We start from the raw sequence: 17,088 nt of genomic DNA on the forward strand, positions 1-17,088 counted from the left end.
CGGGCGTACACTCTGATCACCCGGTCTTTGACAATCCAGGTGAGCAGAAAGACCCCGTCGGACGAAGCGCCCCTCGGCTAACATACTGATTTTACTTAGACCACGGTGCGTTTCGTCCGTTTCGTCCGTTTCGTCAGGGTGTTTTACGTCCGGACCAACAGACGAAACCGGCGCTCAGGCAGTGAGCGACCGCGTCGCGAGCGGTAGCGCACCAAGAGAGCCTCAGGCCGCGTTCGCCGCCGTCATTCGAGCGGGGGGGCTGGTCGGCTGATCCAGCCGTTCCATCAGATAGGCCAGGTCATCCCTCGGCGCGTTCGGACGCTGGGTCAGGAACCGCTCCAGCATCCGCTCGCGGAAGGCCTCGCCTGAGGTATCCGCCCCTTCGGCCGACAGCTGACGCCAGGTGTCGACGCCGGCCCGGAACGCCTGGAACAGGCGCGGCGGCAGACCCGCACGGTCGTAGATCGCCTTCAGGCCCAGCGGCCCGGCGTCATGCACCATCAGCCAGGCGCGCGGGTGCGGCGTCGACGACAGCTCGGCGACGCCGTGCTCGAACAGGGTCATCTTGCCCCGCGCCAGGGCCCGCAGCAGCAGCGACGCCGTCAGGGCCTTGCGCGCATTCAACTGGGCCACGAACATCGGCAGGTCCGCACTGGCGCCCGCCTGGTCGATCAGGTCGACCGTCGCGCGTTCACGGGCGAAGCTCGACAGGCGGATGGCGGTCTCGGGCGCCACGGCATGGCGGGTGATCAGATGCTCGCGCACGGCGTCGGACGCCAGGGCGACCAGCCGTTCGGTGATGCCCAGCGGCAGGACCTGGCGATAGGCCAGGGCGGCCACGACCTCGGGTGTCTGGCCGAACCGGTCGACCACCTTGCCCATCGCGCCTTCGGAAATGTCGGCGTTGTCGTTGGACGCCAGGGTCCGCACCGCCTGCTCGCAGCCGTCCGAGCTCAACACGTCCGCAACGTCGCGCGACACGGTCGGGCGGGCGGCGATCGCGATCTGACGCACGGCCGAACCGGCGCGCACGATCTCGATCAGGTCCTCGTCGGTGAAGACGGGCGAGGCGCCGATGACCGGCAGGGCGATGGAATCCACGTCCGCCGCCAGAATCCGCGCCACATCGCGCGGCAACAGGTCCGAACTCTTCAGCGTCACCGCCAGCGCCCGGCGAACCAGTTCGGCAGCGTCGTTGGCCAGGACGCGCATGATCTTCTGCGCCGCCTCCCGGTCCTCGGCGGTCAGCTCTGCCCGGTCTATGCTGCGGCACAGCTTGTGCGCGGCCGAGGCGCGTTCGTCGTCATCGGTCGCCTTGATCAGGCGGCGGATGTCGAACTCGGTGAGGCGGGCGCGGTGAGCGGTCATGGGGCTTCTTCAGGCGAGTCGCGTTCGGACGACATCAGGGTGAGCCTGCAGGCTTAACGCCCGGTTTACTATGGGCGGATCACGCGCTCGATCCGGCTCCTGGGGAGAAGGCGCCGCCGAAGCCGCCCCCCTTGCCATCGCCATCCTGGCCCAGCAGCAGCGCGAGCAGGCTCTGGTCCTGTTTCAGCCGGTCCAGACGCGCCGCCAGGGCAGTGTCCTGCTCGCTCAACAGCGGCGCCGTCGGACCGACCGGCGCGACCGCCCCGCCGGACCCGGCCGTTCGCTGCAGGTTGGCGTGCACCTCGGCCACCGTCGCCGCCCGCCCGTCGCGATAGAAGATCGAGCGGTTGGCCGCCGCGGCCTGCGGGAACATGACGACCGCACTCGAGCCAGGTCGTGTCGCCATGGCCTCCATGATCTGGGCCGCGCCCGCCGGTCCCAGGAAGTGGGCCGCGTAGAGGTCTCCGGCGCCCGGTTCCCTGCCTGTCCGGCCCCGCAGATAGGCGGCGTTCGACGCCGTCAGCTCCCCCGCCATGGTCGAGGCGGCCTGCGGGTCGAAGCGAAGATCCAGCACCACGTTCCGCGCCGATCCCTCGACCCGCCAGCGCCCGTCCGAGCCGCGATGGATCAGGTCGGCGTACTGGCCGTATCCGTGCTTGGCGCCGTGCTGTTTGACGGTCGCCAGCCAGGTCTGTTCGATGAACTGGAACAGGCCGGACGCGGAAGACGTCGGCGCCCGCGCATTCGGATTGAACGAACTCTCCCGCCGCGCCGTCCGCATCAGGAAGTCGTAGTCCACGCCGGTGCTGCTGGAGGCGCGCCGAATCGCGGCCTCCACCCCTCCCGACGCTGGAATCGCTCCGACGGTCATGCCCGGAAACTCGGAGATCATGGTTAATCGAGCGTTAATGTCGGTTAACGCGGCCGTCCGGATGTCACACCGATAACTGATCGACGTTCAGTCAGAAACCGTAGTTTCGGACGCCCCAATCCCGCCATGGACCGCGCGCGTCATTCTCCCATGGGTTGCTGGGGAGCGGCTTCTACGAGGGAGTGACGGTCATGATGATACAGACTGCAGGCGGCCCCGGACTGGTCAGCCCCATCGACTTCGGCGAGCGGCGCAAGCCCCTGCCCCCCGCGACCTGGCTCGCCGTCGGAATCGTCGCCCTGGCTCATATCGGGGTCGGGACGGCGCTCTACTACCAGAGGTTCGAACTGAAGACGTCCCCCGATCGAAGCGAGCCGCGCGTCATCGACGGCAGCGTGATCGTGCTCCACCGGGAGCCACCGCCACCCGTCGTCACCATGACCCCTTCCGCGCCGAACCCGCCGGTTCACCGCCCGGAGAGCCCGCCCACGACCGTCGAGACCCTGACGACGGTCATTCCCGACAGCCCGACGGCGGCGACCGGCCCTGTGATCAACACCACCGTCCTCGTCGACCCGACCACCGCCACCGGAACGGCCCGGGAGTCCGAGGTCGAAGCGCCACGCGGCCCTCCGGTCATCCGCTCGCCGCAGTGGATCAGCCGCCCCACCGGCGACCAGCTCACCCACGCCTATCCCGACCGCGCCCTCAACGGCGAGGTCTCCGGCTCGGCCACTCTCAGCTGTCGCGTCGAGGCGGCGGGTACGGTCACCGGCTGCACCGTCGTCTCCGAAACGCCGGGCGGCTACGGTTTCGGCCGCTCGGCCCAGCAGCTGGCCCGCTACTTCCGCATGAGCCCGCAGACGGTGGATGGCCAGGCGGTCGACGGCGCCCAGGTCACGATCGGCATCCGTTTCACCCTCCCGGAAGACTGAACCTCAGCGGGTCGAGGGCGGCGGCGTGCGAACCGCGCGGCCGCCTTTCGATCCCGTCCGCCACGATCCGTCCGACCAGCGGCCCCAGCAGCCAGCCGTTCCGCCTCGGCGCCAGGGCCAGATGCAGTCCGTCCCCGAGCGGCCCCGCCAGGGGCAGGCCGTCAGATGTCGCGCCGCGCACGCCGCCCCGCCACTCGATCGTCTCAGGCGCTGCAAGCCCGGACAGCCGCGCGGCCACCTCGGCCAGCCTCGCCGACGCCGCCGGATCGGGCGCCGTCTCACGGCTGCCGTGGACCATCGTCGCACCGATCAGGGATCCGGCGCGCGCCGGCGTGACATAGCCCCCGACGGCTCTCACCACCCGGTCGGTCAGGGATGCTTCGGTCCGACCGATCTGGCCCGCGATCGGCTCGATCCGGTTGATGATGTCCGTGGCCGCTTCAGGCAGACCCGCAAGAGCGGCGGCTGCTCCCGTGGCGATGATCAGTTGACGGGCTTCGACCCGGCCAGCCGTCGTCTCGACCCGCCAGCCTTCCGGGGCCCGGTCGACGCTGCGCGCTTCGGCGCAGACGAACGCGGCGCCCAGCCCCGATCGTAGCCTCGCGAGCGCGGTCTCCGCATCGATGCGCACATCGCCTTCGGCGCGGATAACATCGCCATCCGCCTGCACAGAGAAGCCAAGGCCGGTCAGGGTCTCCGCGACGGCGACGGCATCCGACCCGCGCCATTCCGCCGGAGTTCGATACAGAACCAGCCCCGACCGCCCGGCGAAAGCGGGCCATAGCCCGGCCGCGTGTCTCAACAGGGCCGCACGCGCGGCATCCGCACCGTCCAGCTGGCTCTCGAACGCAGGCGCGATCATGCCCGCCGCGACCGACGAGGCATTCAGCCGCCCAGGATCGACCACACGCACGTCATGCCCGCGCGCGGTCAACTCGACGGCGGCCGAGAGGCCCAGCACGCCGGCCCCGATCACCACAATGTCACAGGAGATGTCCGCCACGGCCGGTCCTTCGACCGACCGGGCGGGGATTTCAAGCCTCGGAGGGGCTTGTCGTCACTCCGCCGCCAGTTCCGCCGCCTCGCGTTCGTCCTTCGCCGCGTCCAGACGGTCTACCAGGGCGTCGTGCTGACGCCACAGGGCGGCCGGCAGGCGCTCGGCGAACAGGGCGTAGAACTCCGGGATCAGCGCGGCCTCCTCAGACCAGACGTCCACATCGACGTCCAGCAGGGTCGCCAGGGCGGCGTCCGACAGCGACAGGCCTTCGAGGTCCAGCGCTGCCCGCGTCGGCACACGGCCGACGGCGGTATCGAGCGCCTCGGCCTTGCCGTCCAGGCGCTCGGAAATCCACTTCAGGACGCGGGCGTTGTCGCCGAAACCCGGCCAGACGAAACGGCCGGCTTCGTCCTTGCGGAACCAATTGACGAAATAGATGCCCGGCAGCTTGGCCGGATCGGCCTTTTCGCCGAGCGCCAGCCAGTGGGCGAAATAGTCGCCCATGTTGTAGCCGCAGAAGGGCAGCATGGCGAACGGGTCGCGGCGCAGGGTGCCGATGGCGTTCTCCGCCGCCGCCGTGCCTTCAGACGCCACAGTCGAGCCCATGAAGACCCCGTGTTCCCAGTCGAAGGCCTCGGTCACCAGAGGCACGGCCGAGGCGCGACGCCCCCCGAACAGGATGGCGTCGATCGGCACGCCTTTGGGGTCTTCCCACTCCGGCGCGATGGTCGGGCACTGGGAGGCCGGCGCGGCGAAGCGGGCGTTGGGGTGGGCGGCGTGTTCGCCCGAGGCCGGGTCGTGCGGCTGACCCTTCCAGTTGGTCATACCCTCGGGCGCGACCTTGGTGAGGCCTTCCCACCAGACGTCGCCGTCGGCCGTCAGGGCCGTATTGGTGAAGACGGTGTTGGTCGCGAGCGTCGCCAGGGCGTTCTGGTTGGTGTTGCGGCTTGTGCCCGGGGCGACGCCGAAGAAGCCGGCCTCCGGATTCACGGCGTATAGACGTCCGTCATCGCCGAACCGCATCCAGGCGATGTCGTCGCCGATCGTCTCTGCCTTCCAGCCCGGTATCGAGGGCTGCAGCATGGCCAGGTTGGTCTTGCCGCAGGCGCTGGGGAAGGCGGCGGCCATGTATTTGGCCTGACCCTCGGGACTGGTCAGCTTGAGGATCAGCATATGCTCGGCCAGCCAGCCCTCGTCGCGGGCCATGACCGAGGCGATGCGCAGGGCGTAGCATTTCTTGCCCAGCAGGGCGTTGCCGCCATAGCCCGAGCCATAGGACCAGATCTCGCGGGTCTCGGGATAGTGGACGATCCACTTGTCCTCGTTGCAGGGCCACGGCACGTCGGCCTGACCCTCGGCCAGCGGGGCCCCGAGGGTGTGGACGGCGGGGACGAAGACGCCGTCCTCGCCCATCAACTCGAGCACCGGCTGACCCATGCGGGTCATGATGCCCATCGATATGGCGACATAGCCGCTGTCGGTGATCTCGACGCCGAGGGCGCTGAGATCGGAGCCCAGCGGGCCCATCGAGAAGGGCACGACGTACATGGTGCGGCCGGCCATGCAGCCGTCGAAGAGGTTGTTCAGACGGGTGCGCATCTCGACCGGATCGGCCCAGTTGTTGGTCGGGCCGGCGTCCTGTTCCTGCTCGGAGCAGATGAAGGTGCGGCTTTCGACGCGGGCGACGTCCTTGGGGTCCGAGGCGGCGTAGTAGCCGCCGGGCCGTTTGGTCTGATCCAGCGCCTTCAGCGTGCCCTTGTCGATCAGGTCGGCGATGATCGCGGCCTTCTCGACCTCCGAGCCGTCGCACCAGTGGACACGCGCCGGCTTCGTCAGGGCGGCGATCTGTTCGACCCAGGCGAGCAGGCCCTGGTGACGGGTCGGCGCCGGGCGAAGGCCCGGTACGGCGATGCTGGAATCCACGCGAACTCTCCTGATGCGTCGGCCCGGCTGGTCTGTCGCCGCCGTGGCCTCTCCCTAGTGTTACAGCGCCTCACGGACTGTAACGGCGCAAAGACACCCCGCGCGACGCGACGTCAACCGCTGCAAGTTTTCGCCCCGCGTCATCGTGACCACGCACGCCTATGGGCCGAATCCGGTCGCGCTTCCCGCCGGGCGGCTGTATCCCGAGCCTGTGCAGACGCTCGATTCCGTCCAGACCGCCGCTCCGCAAGGCGCCCTAGCCTCGCCCGCCGTGGCCCGCAACGCCGCGCCCATCCTCGCGGTGCTGCGCGCCCACCTGCCCGCCCGCGCCCGCGTGCTGGAGATCGCGTCCGGCTCGGGCGAGCACGCGATCGCCTTCGCCCGCGCCCTGCCCGCGACGACCTGGACGCCCAGCGACCCGTCGCCGGAGGCCCGCGCCAGCATCGCCGCCTGGAGGGCGGAGGCCGCGCTGGCGAACCTGAACCCTCCGCTCGAACTGGACGCCGCCGAACCGGACGCGTGGCCCGAGGTCGACGCCCAGGTCGTCTTCTGCGCCAACATGATCCACATCAGCCCGTGGGCGGCGACCGAGGGGCTGATGGCCGGCGCAGGACGCATCCTGCCCGACCCGGGCGGCCTTCTCGTGCTCTACGGCCCCTACCGCGAGGCCGACGTTCCGCTCGCCCCATCCAACGCCGCCTTTGACGACAGCCTGAAATCGCGCGATCCGGCCTGGGGCCTGCGCGAACTCGACGCGGTCGTGGCGCTGGCCAGGGTCCACCGCCTTCATCTGACCCGTCGGGTCGAGATGCCCGCCAACAACCTGATGCTTCTTTTCCGCCGCGTCTGACCGGAGTTTCGACCATGAAAGCCCTGTTCCTGGCCCTGGCCCTCGCGGTCGTCGCCCCCGCCGCCCTGGCCCAGACCACGCCCGGCATCTCGAAACAGGCCAGCCCGCCATCCTATGGAGCGCCGATCTCGCTGACGGCGGCCGAGGCGCTGATCGACCGGGCGCTCACCGCGGCGCGCGCCGGCGGCCATCGCATGGCCGTGGCCGTCGTGGAGCCGAACGGGGAGCTGGTCGCCTTCGTCCGCATGGACGACACCCAGTACGGCTCCATCCTGATCGCCCAGCGCAAGGCCTGGACCGCCGCCCGCTACCGCCTCGCCACCTCGACCATGGAGGAGCGGACCCTGGCCGGGCGCACGGTCATCCTGGCCAATGACGACGCCCTGCCGATCGCCGGCGGCATTCCAATTGTCCTCGACGGCCATGTCGTCGGCGCCATCGGCGTGTCGGGGGCCTCGGCCGCCGAGGACGCCGCCGTCGCCACCGCCGCCCTCGCGGCCGACTGACGCCTTGGCCTTCTCACGCACCTACGACGGCGCCGAGCCCAGCCGGATCAACAAATGGCTGGGCCAGACGGGCGTCTGTTCGCGTCGCGAGGCCGACGCCCTGATCGCCGACGGCCTGGTCTCCATCGACGGAGAGGTGGTCACCGACGCGGGACGCAAGATCGAGCCGGGCCAGACCCTGACCCTGTCCGACCGGGCCGAGAGCGCTCTGGCGGCGGGCGTCACCATCGTGATGCACAAGCCGCTGGGCTATGTCTCCGGCCAGCCGGAGCCGGACAAGATCCCGGCCGTGCGGTTGCTGACCGACGCCAACCGGATCGGCGACGGCGAGACGCCGGCCGCCGACGCCTCCCTGCCCCCCATCGGCCGGCTCGACGAGGACTCGCGCGGGCTGCTGATGCTGTCCTCGGACGGGGTGGTGGCCAAGGCGGTGATCGGGCCGGAGTCGCGGCTGGACAAGGAATACCTGGTCCGCGTCGCCGGCGACGTGACCGAGAAGAAGCTCAATCTGCTGCGCCACGGCATCATGCTGGACGGGCGGCAGCTCAAGCACGCGCGCGTGTCGCGGATGGAGCAGCAGCGCCTGCGGTTCATCCTGACCGAGGGCCGCAACCGCCAGATCCGGCGCATGTGCGAGCATGCTGACCTCGATGTCATCGACTTGATCCGTGTACGGATCGGGCCGATCCAGCTGGACAATCTGCCTGAAGGCGCCTGGCGGATGCTGACCGCCGAGGAGCGGGTGGCGCTGGTGGGCTGATCGTCCAGACTCCTGAAGACGGAGTCCGGATAGTCCGTAGAGTCTGGGAACGACCCGAACTCAAAAACACAGTCCGAAGCGTTCGAAGAGACCGAAGCGGTCGGATCTTTCAGCTGTTCTCCGGCAGCGCTGCGCGGGGTTTCGACCTGTCAAAGACCTGTGAGCGACGTGGTGTCAGCGGGGTTGAAGCGCAAGGCGGTGCAAGGAAAATAATCCTGCCTATGCGCTTTGCATACCGAGGATTATGTTTTATCCAGTGGCTGACAGGCCGGTACACGAAACAGAGCTAGGGACGCAGACCGCCGAAGTGGGATTCGGCGGCCGCACCGGCATGATCACTTTGGAAAGTGGAGAGGCTTTATCCCGAGTAGAATCTGCTCTTCTGCGCTGGGATCTGGTGGCGTGTGGTGCGCAGCCGCCGGAAGCAAGGAGACGAGCAGCCGCAATCGTTCAGGCGCTCCTAGCTGATCCGTCGGCGACCGGTTGAGCGCGTGAATCATGACCGCCGATAGCAGGCTGATGTTCTTCGCCCCATTTTCAAGCTGCTGTCGGCGAAGTGCTCCCTCGTCATAGATCGGCTCCAGCGAGGCCACATGAGGCCTGAGACAGAGTTCCCGCCGGTTGCCTCCCCTCGCCACCCAGACTGGCTCCAGCTGAAGCATATCGTGGGCGATAGCGTTCCGGAAACTGGCGTAGTAGCCGCTCCGATCAACGATAGCGGTGAGTGCATCTCGCAGACCTGGGGGCAGCTTCGCGGTCGAGATAGCGGCGTTGAGCATCTCGGTTTTGGTCCGCCAGTTGCGCCCGGAATGAAAGATCACTTTGGCTTGGTCGCGCGACAGCTTCGTCACTCGAAAGAACAGCCCGCCCGCGATAAACTCCAACTCCGACCATTGAGCGATGCAGCGGCCTAGAGCACCGTAGAACCGGTCGGCTTCTTCCTGTTCCTTCGCCCTAATTGGCCACGACATGAATGATGATCCCAAGGACGTTTCCGAACGTCGCGACGAGGTTGTGAAGCGGATGCTGGCGACGCCGCCAGTGAAGCACGCCCCGAAGCAAGAGGGGCGCGAGCCTAAGCCCGCGCCGAAGGTGAAGTGATGTCAGGCCTTAATGATGCGGCTCGCAAGCCACGCCTGAGCGTCAGCGGTTTCAATGCCGAAGAAATCACCCCGTCCCGTGATTTCCAGAACGACGATGCCGTCCCTGGCCACGATCGCGTTGCTTGCCCGAAGGTTCGCTATGATCTGAGCGGGTGCGAGGGTCGTTCCGACGATCCAGAATGACAGGAGCGGCTTGCAGCAATCCGGCGCGGTCTGGAGGATTTGAGCCAGACGGGTGTAATCCTCCGGCATAACGTGGCCGCGAAGATCGTAGCTGAGAACGTAGTAGCGCATTTGTAGGCTCCGATGGAGCCGAGGCGCTTGACCCATAGGCCCGACTCTTTGAAAGTCGGGCGTGAACCACGGGCTGCCGCGCACACGGCAGTTGGTGTTGCGGGGACGGGCGATTCCAGTCGTTCCGTCCCCGAACTACCCCAGCGCGATTCCGCCCGTCGCGGAAGAGTCCGGTCCGTTATCATCCACAGGTCTTCACGGTTTGTTCTTTCGTCTCCAACGCGCGAGGGGAGCGGCCTGAAACCTAAACATAGGCTTCGTCAGTCCGCCGATAGGTCAGGCGCTTGCCGACCGTGCCCTTGAGGGCTTCGTCCGTCCCCCGTCGTTGAAGCCCAGCAGGGCGCGGGCGTTGTGGCGGAAGCCAAACTCGGTGAGGTAGCGGTTCAGGTGCTTCTTGGAGCAGTGCTGACAGACGCCCTTCATGCCCTTCTTGAACACGCCGAAGACGCCTTCGGCTGAGTTGGTGTTGACGTCGCCACGGGCGTATTCGCCTGCCGATTGATCACGGTCTCATGCGAGGCAAAGACGGCGTCAGCACCCTTGTAGAGGCGGCTTTCGTCGGTGTGCAGACGGGTCGCCGGATGCACGTTCGCCATGACGATGGCAGAGACCGCCGCCTTGCCCAGCATGTCGCCCTCAGCGTCGAACCGCCTCGCGTGCCCGGATCAGGCGTCGTCGGCGCGGGCGGCCAGTTCGTTGGCGCGACGTTCCATGTCTGCGGCCTGACCGGGCATTCTGCGGCCCGCAGCCTGTAGCTCGGCATCGGTGACCGTGTTGCCGCGCGCCGCGTTCTCGCGGATCTGTCGGGCGCGGTAGGCCGGATCCTCCAGACGACGGCTCTCCTGCCTGAGTTGTTCGGCGCCGCGACGCATGTTGACCACGCCCATCCGCATGTTGACCCGGGCGTCGGCCTGGGCCCGGCGGCCGGCCTCCATGGCGATGCGGGCCTGGGCCTGGGCGGTCTCGGCGACGCGGCGACCGTAGGCGGCCTGGGCTGCGCCGTAGGCCCGAGCGTCTTCACCCGTGGCGCGAGCGTGGGCGGCGTCGATGCGTGCGCCTTCGGCCTGGGTGCGGGCGGCGGCGCGATCGACATCGGCCTGACGTCGGGCGACGTCGGCCTGTCGGCGGTTCTGGTCAGCCTGACGTCGGGCGACATCGGCCTGACGTCTGGCGACATCGGCCTGTCGGCGGTTCTGGTCAGCCTGAAGGCGAGCCTCGACGGCTGCCTGGCGGGCTTCGAGGGCAGCCTGACGCGCCTCCTCGTAGCGGGCTCGCTCCTGGAGGGTCAGGCCCTCAATGTTGCGGCTATTGAAGATTTCGACATGCCTGCCTTCATGACGGGCAGGCGGAGCCGGAGGCGCGGGCGGCGCCGGGGGCGCGGCCCACCGGGTGGGAGCCGGAGGTGCGGGCGGAGCCGGCGGTGCGGACTGTGCAACCCATGTGAGCGCGGGCGGCGGGGGCGGAGCAGCAGGAGCATTCGGAGCCGTCATGCCTGCTGGCGCAGGCGGAGTGGGCGGTATCGGCGGTATCGGCGGCGCATGCATCACGTCGGCATAGGCGCCCTGCGACGTTCGAGCGTGCAGTTCCAGCGCCGCGATCGGGGTGGCCACGGCGGCCAGGACGGCGACAGCGGTCAGGATGACGGCGGGCCGGCGGGCGGGGGTCTTGTCGGTCATCAGGGTTGCGATCCTTCGTTTCAGGGAGCGGCCGTCGCCCGCCATCGCGGTCGCGGCCAAAGACGGGGTTTGCGGACCCGGGGCGGCGGCGAGGCCGATCAGGGCGCGGGCATAGGCGTGACGATCCACCTGTCCGACGGCGACCGCGTCGGCCGCCTCCTCGGAGCGTTCGATCAGGCTGCGATGCAGCATCCAGATCAGGGGATTGAACCAGAGCAGGGCCAGGGCCAGGCGCGACAGGACCAGGAAAAGCCAGTCGCGGCGACGGATGTGGGCCATCTCATGGGCCATGACGGCGGCGGCCGTCTGGGGCCGGGACAGGGTGGCGGGGTCGATCAGGACGGCGCCGGGCGGCAGGCCCCAGCTCAGCGGACTGGCGATCCGGTCGCTGGATCTCAGCAGGGGACGGGCGGCGGGCGCGAGCGTCCGCAGGGCCTCGGTCCAGACCTCGGACTTCACGGGCTTGCCGGCCCCGGTCCAGCGCGAGAGGGTCCAGACCCCGGCCGCGAACCGGCCGGCGACGATCAGGGCCCCGATGGTCCAGGCCAGGGCCAGGGTCTGTCCCAGCGACGGCAGCAAGAGGGAGCCGGAGACGGTCACTCCCTCGACCGGATGCAGGTCGCCGCTCCACAGGGCGAGCGGCGTGGCGGCCTGGGCAGTCGCGGGCAGCAGGGCCAGGCTCAGCGCCGGGCCGAAGGTCATCAGCACCGGCAGAGCCAGCAGGATGCAGACCGTGGCGCGAAGCACATCGACCCGGTCGATGGCGCGGCGCGCAACGAGATGGGACAGGGCCAGACCCAGGCCGGCGACGACCGACGACTTGGCCAGCAGGGCGACCAGAAGGGCGGCGCTCATGGCTCGCGCTCCCGCGCCGCGTCGAGCAGTTTTTCCAGGGCCGCGATTTCGGTCGGCTTCAGCGGCTCGCCCATGCCCAGCAGGGCCGTGGCGGCGCTGGCGGCGGAGCCGGCGAAGAAGGTGTCGACCATCCGCTTCAGGGCGCCGGCGGCGACGGTCTCGGTGCGGGGAACGGGCCGATAGTCGAACCCGTCCCCGCCCGCCGCCCGAGACACCAGCCCGCGATCTTCCAGTCGCTTCAGCAGGGTGCGGACGGCAGAGTCGCTCAATGTATCGGGCATGGCCGCGCGCACGGCGGCGGCGGTCGCGACCTCAAGGCGACAGAGGAGCTCGAACACCTCTCGCTCCCGCCTCGGCAAGCCTTCGATCATCGCACCCTCTCCCGATCCGGTCCGCTACATTTGTAGCGTTACATATGTAGCGGATTGGGGCGGGATTGGGGCGGCGAAATGAAGACTTGGACAGACCTCGATCAGGCGGCCGGGGCGTCCAGCGAGGCCATGTCGATGACGAAGCGGTAGCGCACGTCGGACTTTTCCATCCGGTCGAAGGCGTGGTTGATCTCGTCCATCCGGATCATCTCGACGTCGGGATGGATGTTCTTCTCGGCGCAGAAATCGAGCATCTCCTGGGTCTCGCGGATGCCGCCGATGGGCGAACCCGAGACGCGACGGCGAGCCATCAGCAGCGGAAGGGTCGACATCTCTTCCATCGGACCCAGCTGGCCGACGATGACCAGGGTGCCGTCGATGTCGAGCAGCGGCATATAGGGGTTGAGGTCGTGCTTCACCGGCACGGTGTCGATGATCAGGTCCAGGCTGTTCGCCGCCGCCTTCATCGCCGCCTTGTCGGACGAGACCAGCAGTTCATGCGCGCCCAGCTCCTTCGCATCCGCCTCCTTGTCGGCCGAGCGGCTGAGGACGACGACGTGGGCGCCCAGGCCGGCGGCCAGCTTGACCGCCATGTGGCCGAGACCGCCCAGGCCGATGACGCCGACACGGGTGCCTGCCTTGACGCCCCAGGTCTTCAGCGGCGACCAGGTCGTGATGCCGGCGCACAGCAGGGGCGCGGCCTTGGCGATGTCGAGCGCGTCCGGCACCGACAGGACGAACTCCTCGCGCACCACAAGGTGCTTGGAATAGCCGCCGTAGGTCGGCTCTCCGGTCACCCGGTCCTTGCCGTTGTAGGTCTGGGTGTTGCCGTGGCGGCAGAGCTGCTCCTCGCCCTTGTCGCACTGGTCGCAGTGCTGGCAGCTGTCGACCATACAGCCGACGCCGACGCGATCGCCCGCCTTGAACTTCGTGACCTCGGGGCCGACGGCGGTGACGACGCCGATGATCTCGTGGCCCGGCACCATCGGATAGGACGAGAAGCCCCAGTCGTTGCGCGCCTGGTGCAGGTCGGAGTGGCAGACGCCGCTGTACAGGATCTCCATGGCGACGTCGTTCGCGCGCAACTCGCGTCGGTCGAACTCCCACGGGGCCAGAGGGGTCGTGGTCGAATGGGCGGCGTATCCGATGGTCTTCATGGGGCGATCCTTGAACGGCTGGCGCGGCGTCGGCGCATGGCCGTCACCGTAGATAGAGCCTAGATAGGCTTCGGCCGTGCGTCAGGACAGGCGCGATTGATCGGTCCTCCGATGAAGTCGACATAGCCGCGCAGGATTGCCTTCAACTGCTCCCGCGCTTTGGCGTCGGCAGAGCCCCGGAAACCCGGACCTCGGTCGCCGGCCTGATCGTCGGCGGCGTCGTCGCTTCGCCCCTGGCCGCCCTCATCTCCCGCGTCCTGCCTGTGCGGCCCTTCGCCTGGTCGATCGGCCTGCTGATCCTGGTGCTCGCGGGCATCCAGCTGGTGGGGCCACTGCTCGGCCGCTGAGCCTCGGTCGGGAGGAGCAGGATCGACGGCGACCCGAGCCGTCAACCCGGCCGTGGCGCCTCAACAGGCTGTCCTGAGCCAGGCGTGAAAATCCACGCGAAGCCGTCCTTCTCCCTCCCGCTCGACTTCTCAGTCGCCCTTGTCCCGATCCGGCTCCGACAGGCCGAGATCACCCTCGTCGAACAGGTGGAACTCGTGCCAGACGCCGTTCAGCACGCCGAAAGCGACGGCCAGTCCGACGCCGAGTATCCAGGCGAAATACCACATGGTGTCTGTCCTTCAGCGATCAGTAGAGGTCGGGGTTGGTCTTGAACTCGGTCGAGCTGCTCCGCCCCCACAGCACCCGGTAGACCCAGGCCGTGTAGAGCAGAATCAGGGGCAGGAAGACGATGGTCACGCCCAGCATGATGAACAGCGTCAGATGGGTCGAGGACGCGTTCCAGACGGTCAGGCTTGAGCCGGGATCGATCGAACTGGGCAGGATGAAGGGGAACATCGACAGGCCGACGGTCGAGATGATGCCGACCGTGCCCAGAGACGAGCCGCCGAAGGCCAGAGGCTCGGACCGCCGCCAGAGGCCCGCGAGCGCAACAACCGTCCCCAGAAGACCGAGCACGGGCGCAGCGATGGTCCAGGGCGCGGCCGTGTAGTTGTCGAGCCACGCGCCCGGCGCGGCCACGACGGCGGTGCGCAGCGGATTGGACATGCCCGAGGGATCGATCAGGCCGACGATGCGGAAGCCCAGGTCACCGAAGGCGACGAACAGGCCGCCGCCGACGAACAGGACCAGACTGGCCACGCCGGCGATCGTGCCGAAGACCCGGGCCCGCGCCTGAACGGGCCCCCGCTCCGCCTTGAGGCCCAGCCAGGCCGCGCCGTGAAGCACCAGCATGGCGACCGAGAGCAGGCCGCACAGCAGGCTGAAGGGGGTGAACAGCCCCAGCAGACTGCCCTCATAGAAGGACCGCAGATCGCCATCCAGGCGGAAGGGCGCGCCCAGGAGGACGTTGCCGACTGCGACGCCGAAGACCAGCGCCGGCACGAACCCGCCGACGAACAGCGCCCAGTCCCAGAACGCGCGCCAGCGTCTGTCGGGGCGCTTGGAGCGATATTTGAACGCGACCGGCCTCAGGATCAGCGCCGACAGCACCAGGAACATGGCCAGATAGAAGCCCGAGAAGCTGACGGCATAGACGAAGGGCCAGGCGGCGAAGATCGCGCCGCCGCCGAGGATGAACCAGACCTGGTTGCCTTCCCAGGTCGCGCCGACGGTGTTGATCACCATGCGGCGCTCTTCGTCCGTCTTCGCCACGAACGGCAGCAGGGCGCCGACGCCGAGATCGAACCCGTCGGTCAGGGCGAAGGCGATCAGCAGCACGCCCAGGAGTCCCCACCAGATCAGGCGCAGGGTGGCGTAGTCGAGGGGCAGTTCCATCTCGGATATCCTTGGGACTGGACGATCAGGCGGCGGCAGGCGTGGGTGTAGGCGCGGGCTTGTCCGGGCCGTCGCTCGGTTCGGGAGTCTCGGGCGCGAGGTCGAGGCCGAACAGGTCGATCTCCGCGAACGGACCCTTCCTGATCGTCTTCAGGATCAGTCCGACCTCAACCACCGCAAGACCGCCGTACAAGGCCGTGAAGCCGATGATCGTGGCCCAGAGCTGGGGCACGCTGAGGCTGGAGGCTCCCAGGAAGGTCGGCAGCACCCCCTCGACGGCCCAGGGCTGTCGTCCGACCTCGGCAAGAATCCAGCCCAGTTCGGTGGATATCCACGGCAACGGGATGGCCAGTACGGCCAGCCACAGGAACCAGCGCGTCTCGTGCTTGCGCAGGGTGCAGAGCACAAAGGCGGTGGCGAACAGACCGATCATCAGGAACCCGATCCCGGCCATGACCCGGAACGACCAGAACATCACCGGCACATTGGGCACAGTGCTCCAGGCGGCGAGGACCACCTGATCGGGCGTCGCGTCACGGGGGTCGGCGACATAGCGTTTCAGCAGCAGGGAATAGCCAAGGTCGCGGCGGTTGAGTTCGAAGTCACCACGCGCGCCGACGTCGGTCGGGTCGGCCTTGATCCGCTCCAGGGCGTCATAGGCCAGGACACCGGATTCGATACGGGTCTGGGCGATCGCGACCAGTTCGAGAATGCCTTCAACCGGCGTGTCGATGCTGCGGGTGGAGATGAGGCCGAGCACATAGGGAATCTTGACCTCATAGTGGGTCTCGCGGTCTTCGAGGCTGGGAATGCCGAAGGCGGTCAGGCCGGCGGGCGCCGGCTCGGTGCGCCACATGGCCTCCAGGGCCGCCAGCTTCATTTTCTGGTTGTCGGTCAGGGCGTAGCCGCTCTCGTCTCCCAGAACGACGACCGAGAGGGAGGCCGCCAGGCCGAAGGCCGCCGCGACGGTCATCGAGCGTTTGGCGAATCCCCTGTGGCGACCCTTCAGCAGGTAGAAGGCCGATATGCCCAGGACGAAGACGGCGGCAATCACGTAGCCGGCGCTGACCGTATGGACGAACTTGGCCTGGGCCACCGGGTTGAACAGCACGGCCATGAAGTCCGAGACCTCCATGCGCATCGTGTCGGGATTGAAGGTAGCACCGACCGGATTCTGCATCCAGCCGTTGGCGATCAGGATCCACAGCGCCGACAGATTGGTGCCCAGCGCCACCATGAAGGTGACGAACAGGTGCCCGACCCGGCTGAGCTTGTCCCAGCCGAAGAACATCAGCCCGACGAAGGTCGCTTCCAGGAAGAAGGCCATCAGACCCTCGATGGCCAGCGGGGCGCCGAAGATGTCGCCGACGTAGTGGGAGAAGTAGGACCAGTTCATCCCGAACTGGAATTCCATGGTGATCCCGGTCGCGACTCCAAGCGCGAAATTGATCCCGAACAACAGACCCCAGAACCGGGTGATGCTCCGCCAGATCGGGCGGCGGGTCATCACATAGATGCTCTCCATGATGACCAGCATGAACGACAGGCCGATCGTCAGCGGCACGAACAGGAAGTGATACAGAGCCGTCAACGCGAACTGCAGCCGGGAAAGGTCAACGACCGCGAGGTCAATCATGGAA

The 17,088-nt window shown here is 68.1% G+C and carries 19 protein-coding genes; 4 read left to right on the plus strand and 15 right to left on the minus strand.

Features of this window, described 5'->3' with window-relative positions; all coding sequences use genetic code 11:
* Positions 1–222: 222 nt before the first annotated feature.
* Both ACP7AB_RS02870 and ACP7AB_RS02875 read right to left on the minus strand, forming a co-directional pair.
* Complete coding sequence (locus ACP7AB_RS02870; RefSeq protein WP_425987425.1) at positions 223–1,368, minus strand: DUF2336 domain-containing protein; 1,146 nt, start codon at positions 1,366–1,368, stop codon at positions 223–225.
* Between the two features lie 79 nt (positions 1,369–1,447).
* Positions 1,448–2,239, minus strand: a complete 792-nt coding sequence (locus tag ACP7AB_RS02875) for a transglycosylase SLT domain-containing protein (RefSeq protein ID WP_425987635.1) — start codon at positions 2,237–2,239, stop codon at positions 1,448–1,450.
* A gap of 191 nt (positions 2,240–2,430) precedes the next feature.
* On the opposite strand from ACP7AB_RS02875, the gene ACP7AB_RS02880 reads away from it, so the two are divergent.
* Positions 2,431–3,174 (plus strand): TonB family protein, encoded by a 744-nt coding sequence (locus ACP7AB_RS02880; RefSeq protein ID WP_425987426.1) that lies wholly within the window; start codon positions 2,431–2,433, stop codon positions 3,172–3,174.
* On the opposite strand, the gene ACP7AB_RS02885 is transcribed toward ACP7AB_RS02880, so the two are convergent.
* Entirely contained in the window at positions 3,155–4,177 is a 1,023-nt protein-coding gene (locus ACP7AB_RS02885; protein WP_425987427.1) for an NAD(P)/FAD-dependent oxidoreductase, read from the minus strand. The genes ACP7AB_RS02880 and ACP7AB_RS02885 overlap by 20 nt on opposite strands.
* Positions 4,178–4,231: 54 nt before the next feature.
* On the minus strand, positions 4,232–6,094 hold the full coding sequence (locus tag ACP7AB_RS02890) for a phosphoenolpyruvate carboxykinase (GTP) (protein ID WP_425987428.1): 1,863 nt from the start codon (positions 6,092–6,094) through the stop codon (positions 4,232–4,234).
* A gap of 145 nt (positions 6,095–6,239) precedes the next feature.
* Between ACP7AB_RS02890 and ACP7AB_RS02895 the strand changes: the two genes are divergently transcribed.
* Genes ACP7AB_RS02895 through ACP7AB_RS02905 form a run of 3 tightly spaced genes read left to right on the plus strand, consistent with a single transcriptional unit; the run spans position 6,240 to position 8,210 of the window.
* On the plus strand, positions 6,240–6,944 hold the full coding sequence (locus tag ACP7AB_RS02895) for a DUF938 domain-containing protein (protein WP_425987429.1): 705 nt from the start codon (positions 6,240–6,242) through the stop codon (positions 6,942–6,944).
* 14 nt (positions 6,945–6,958) lie between these two features.
* Positions 6,959–7,450 carry a GlcG/HbpS family heme-binding protein gene (locus tag ACP7AB_RS02900; RefSeq protein WP_425987430.1) on the plus strand — a complete coding sequence of 164 codons (492 nt, stop codon included), beginning with the start codon at positions 6,959–6,961 and terminating at the stop codon, positions 7,448–7,450.
* 4 nt (positions 7,451–7,454) lie between these two features.
* Positions 7,455–8,210: a pseudouridine synthase gene (locus tag ACP7AB_RS02905; RefSeq protein ID WP_303695428.1), complete on the plus strand. Its 756-nt coding sequence runs from the start codon at positions 7,455–7,457 to the stop codon at positions 8,208–8,210.
* Between the two features lie 335 nt (positions 8,211–8,545).
* On the opposite strand, the gene ACP7AB_RS02910 is transcribed toward ACP7AB_RS02905, so the two are convergent.
* The 11 genes from ACP7AB_RS02910 to ACP7AB_RS02960 form a co-directional block, all read right to left on the minus strand.
* Positions 8,546–9,181 carry a hypothetical protein gene (locus ACP7AB_RS02910; RefSeq protein WP_425987431.1) on the minus strand — a complete coding sequence of 212 codons (636 nt, stop codon included), beginning with the start codon at positions 9,179–9,181 and terminating at the stop codon, positions 8,546–8,548.
* A gap of 132 nt (positions 9,182–9,313) precedes the next feature.
* Complete coding sequence (locus tag ACP7AB_RS02915; RefSeq protein WP_425987432.1) at positions 9,314–9,607, minus strand: hypothetical protein; 294 nt, start codon at positions 9,605–9,607, stop codon at positions 9,314–9,316.
* A 276-nt stretch (positions 9,608–9,883) separates the two neighbouring features.
* Positions 9,884–10,045, minus strand: coding sequence for a transposase (locus ACP7AB_RS02920; RefSeq protein WP_425987433.1), 162 nt, complete (start codon positions 10,043–10,045; stop codon positions 9,884–9,886).
* Positions 10,027–10,236, minus strand: a complete 210-nt coding sequence (locus ACP7AB_RS02925) for a hypothetical protein (RefSeq protein ID WP_425987435.1) — start codon at positions 10,234–10,236, stop codon at positions 10,027–10,029. Before ACP7AB_RS02925 ends, ACP7AB_RS02920 begins: the two co-directional genes overlap by 19 nt.
* Positions 10,237–10,272: 36 nt before the next feature.
* A complete protein-coding gene (locus ACP7AB_RS02930; RefSeq protein ID WP_425987436.1) occupies positions 10,273–12,138 on the minus strand; it encodes a M56 family metallopeptidase in 1,866 nt (621 codons plus the stop codon).
* Entirely contained in the window at positions 12,135–12,476 is a 342-nt protein-coding gene (locus ACP7AB_RS02935) for a BlaI/MecI/CopY family transcriptional regulator (protein WP_425987437.1), read from the minus strand. Before ACP7AB_RS02935 ends, ACP7AB_RS02930 begins: the two co-directional genes overlap by 4 nt.
* A 134-nt stretch (positions 12,477–12,610) precedes the next feature.
* Entirely contained in the window at positions 12,611–13,666 is a 1,056-nt protein-coding gene (locus ACP7AB_RS02940) for an NAD(P)-dependent alcohol dehydrogenase (protein ID WP_425987438.1), read from the minus strand.
* A 59-nt stretch (positions 13,667–13,725) separates the two neighbouring features.
* Positions 13,726–14,058, minus strand: a complete 333-nt coding sequence (locus tag ACP7AB_RS02945; protein WP_425987439.1) for a hypothetical protein — start codon at positions 14,056–14,058, stop codon at positions 13,726–13,728.
* 84 nt (positions 14,059–14,142) lie between these two features.
* Positions 14,143–14,280 (minus strand): cytochrome bd-I oxidase subunit CydX, encoded by a 138-nt coding sequence (gene cydX, locus ACP7AB_RS02950; RefSeq protein ID WP_425987440.1) that lies wholly within the window; start codon positions 14,278–14,280, stop codon positions 14,143–14,145.
* Between the two features lie 19 nt (positions 14,281–14,299).
* Positions 14,300–15,448, minus strand: a complete 1,149-nt coding sequence (gene cydB / locus ACP7AB_RS02955; RefSeq protein WP_425987442.1) for a cytochrome d ubiquinol oxidase subunit II — start codon at positions 15,446–15,448, stop codon at positions 14,300–14,302.
* Between the two features lie 25 nt (positions 15,449–15,473).
* Positions 15,474–17,081, minus strand: coding sequence for a cytochrome ubiquinol oxidase subunit I (locus ACP7AB_RS02960; RefSeq protein ID WP_425987637.1), 1,608 nt, complete (start codon positions 17,079–17,081; stop codon positions 15,474–15,476).
* Positions 17,082–17,088 lie beyond the last annotated feature (7 nt).

Source organism: Brevundimonas sp. TWP3-1-2b1 (genome assembly GCF_049896165.1).
Taxonomy (GTDB): domain Bacteria; phylum Pseudomonadota; class Alphaproteobacteria; order Caulobacterales; family Caulobacteraceae; genus Brevundimonas; species Brevundimonas subvibrioides_B.

Excerpts from the sequence above, each read along its gene's own strand:
- ACP7AB_RS02900 (WP_425987430.1), top strand. The coding sequence starts at position 6,959 with ATGAAAGCCCTGTTCCTGGCCCTGGCCCTCGCGGTCGTCGCCCCCGCC.
- ACP7AB_RS02930 (WP_425987436.1), bottom strand. The coding sequence starts at position 12,138 with ATGAGCGCCGCCCTTCTGGTCGCCCTGCTGGCCAAGTCGTCGGTCGTC.
- ACP7AB_RS02910 (WP_425987431.1), bottom strand. The coding sequence starts at position 9,181 with ATGTCGTGGCCAATTAGGGCGAAGGAACAGGAAGAAGCCGACCGGTTC.
- ACP7AB_RS02915 (WP_425987432.1), bottom strand. The coding sequence starts at position 9,607 with ATGCGCTACTACGTTCTCAGCTACGATCTTCGCGGCCACGTTATGCCG.
- ACP7AB_RS02870 (WP_425987425.1), bottom strand. The coding sequence starts at position 1,368 with ATGACCGCTCACCGCGCCCGCCTCACCGAGTTCGACATCCGCCGCCTG.
- ACP7AB_RS02940 (WP_425987438.1), bottom strand. The coding sequence starts at position 13,666 with ATGAAGACCATCGGATACGCCGCCCATTCGACCACGACCCCTCTGGCC.
- ACP7AB_RS02875 (WP_425987635.1), bottom strand. The coding sequence starts at position 2,239 with ATGACCGTCGGAGCGATTCCAGCGTCGGGAGGGGTGGAGGCCGCGATT.
- ACP7AB_RS02925 (WP_425987435.1), bottom strand. The coding sequence starts at position 10,236 with ATGCTGGGCAAGGCGGCGGTCTCTGCCATCGTCATGGCGAACGTGCAT.
- cydB (WP_425987442.1), bottom strand. The coding sequence starts at position 15,448 with ATGGAACTGCCCCTCGACTACGCCACCCTGCGCCTGATCTGGTGGGGA.
- ACP7AB_RS02880 (WP_425987426.1), top strand. The coding sequence starts at position 2,431 with ATGATGATACAGACTGCAGGCGGCCCCGGACTGGTCAGCCCCATCGAC.
- cydX (WP_425987440.1), bottom strand. The coding sequence starts at position 14,280 with ATGTGGTATTTCGCCTGGATACTCGGCGTCGGACTGGCCGTCGCTTTC.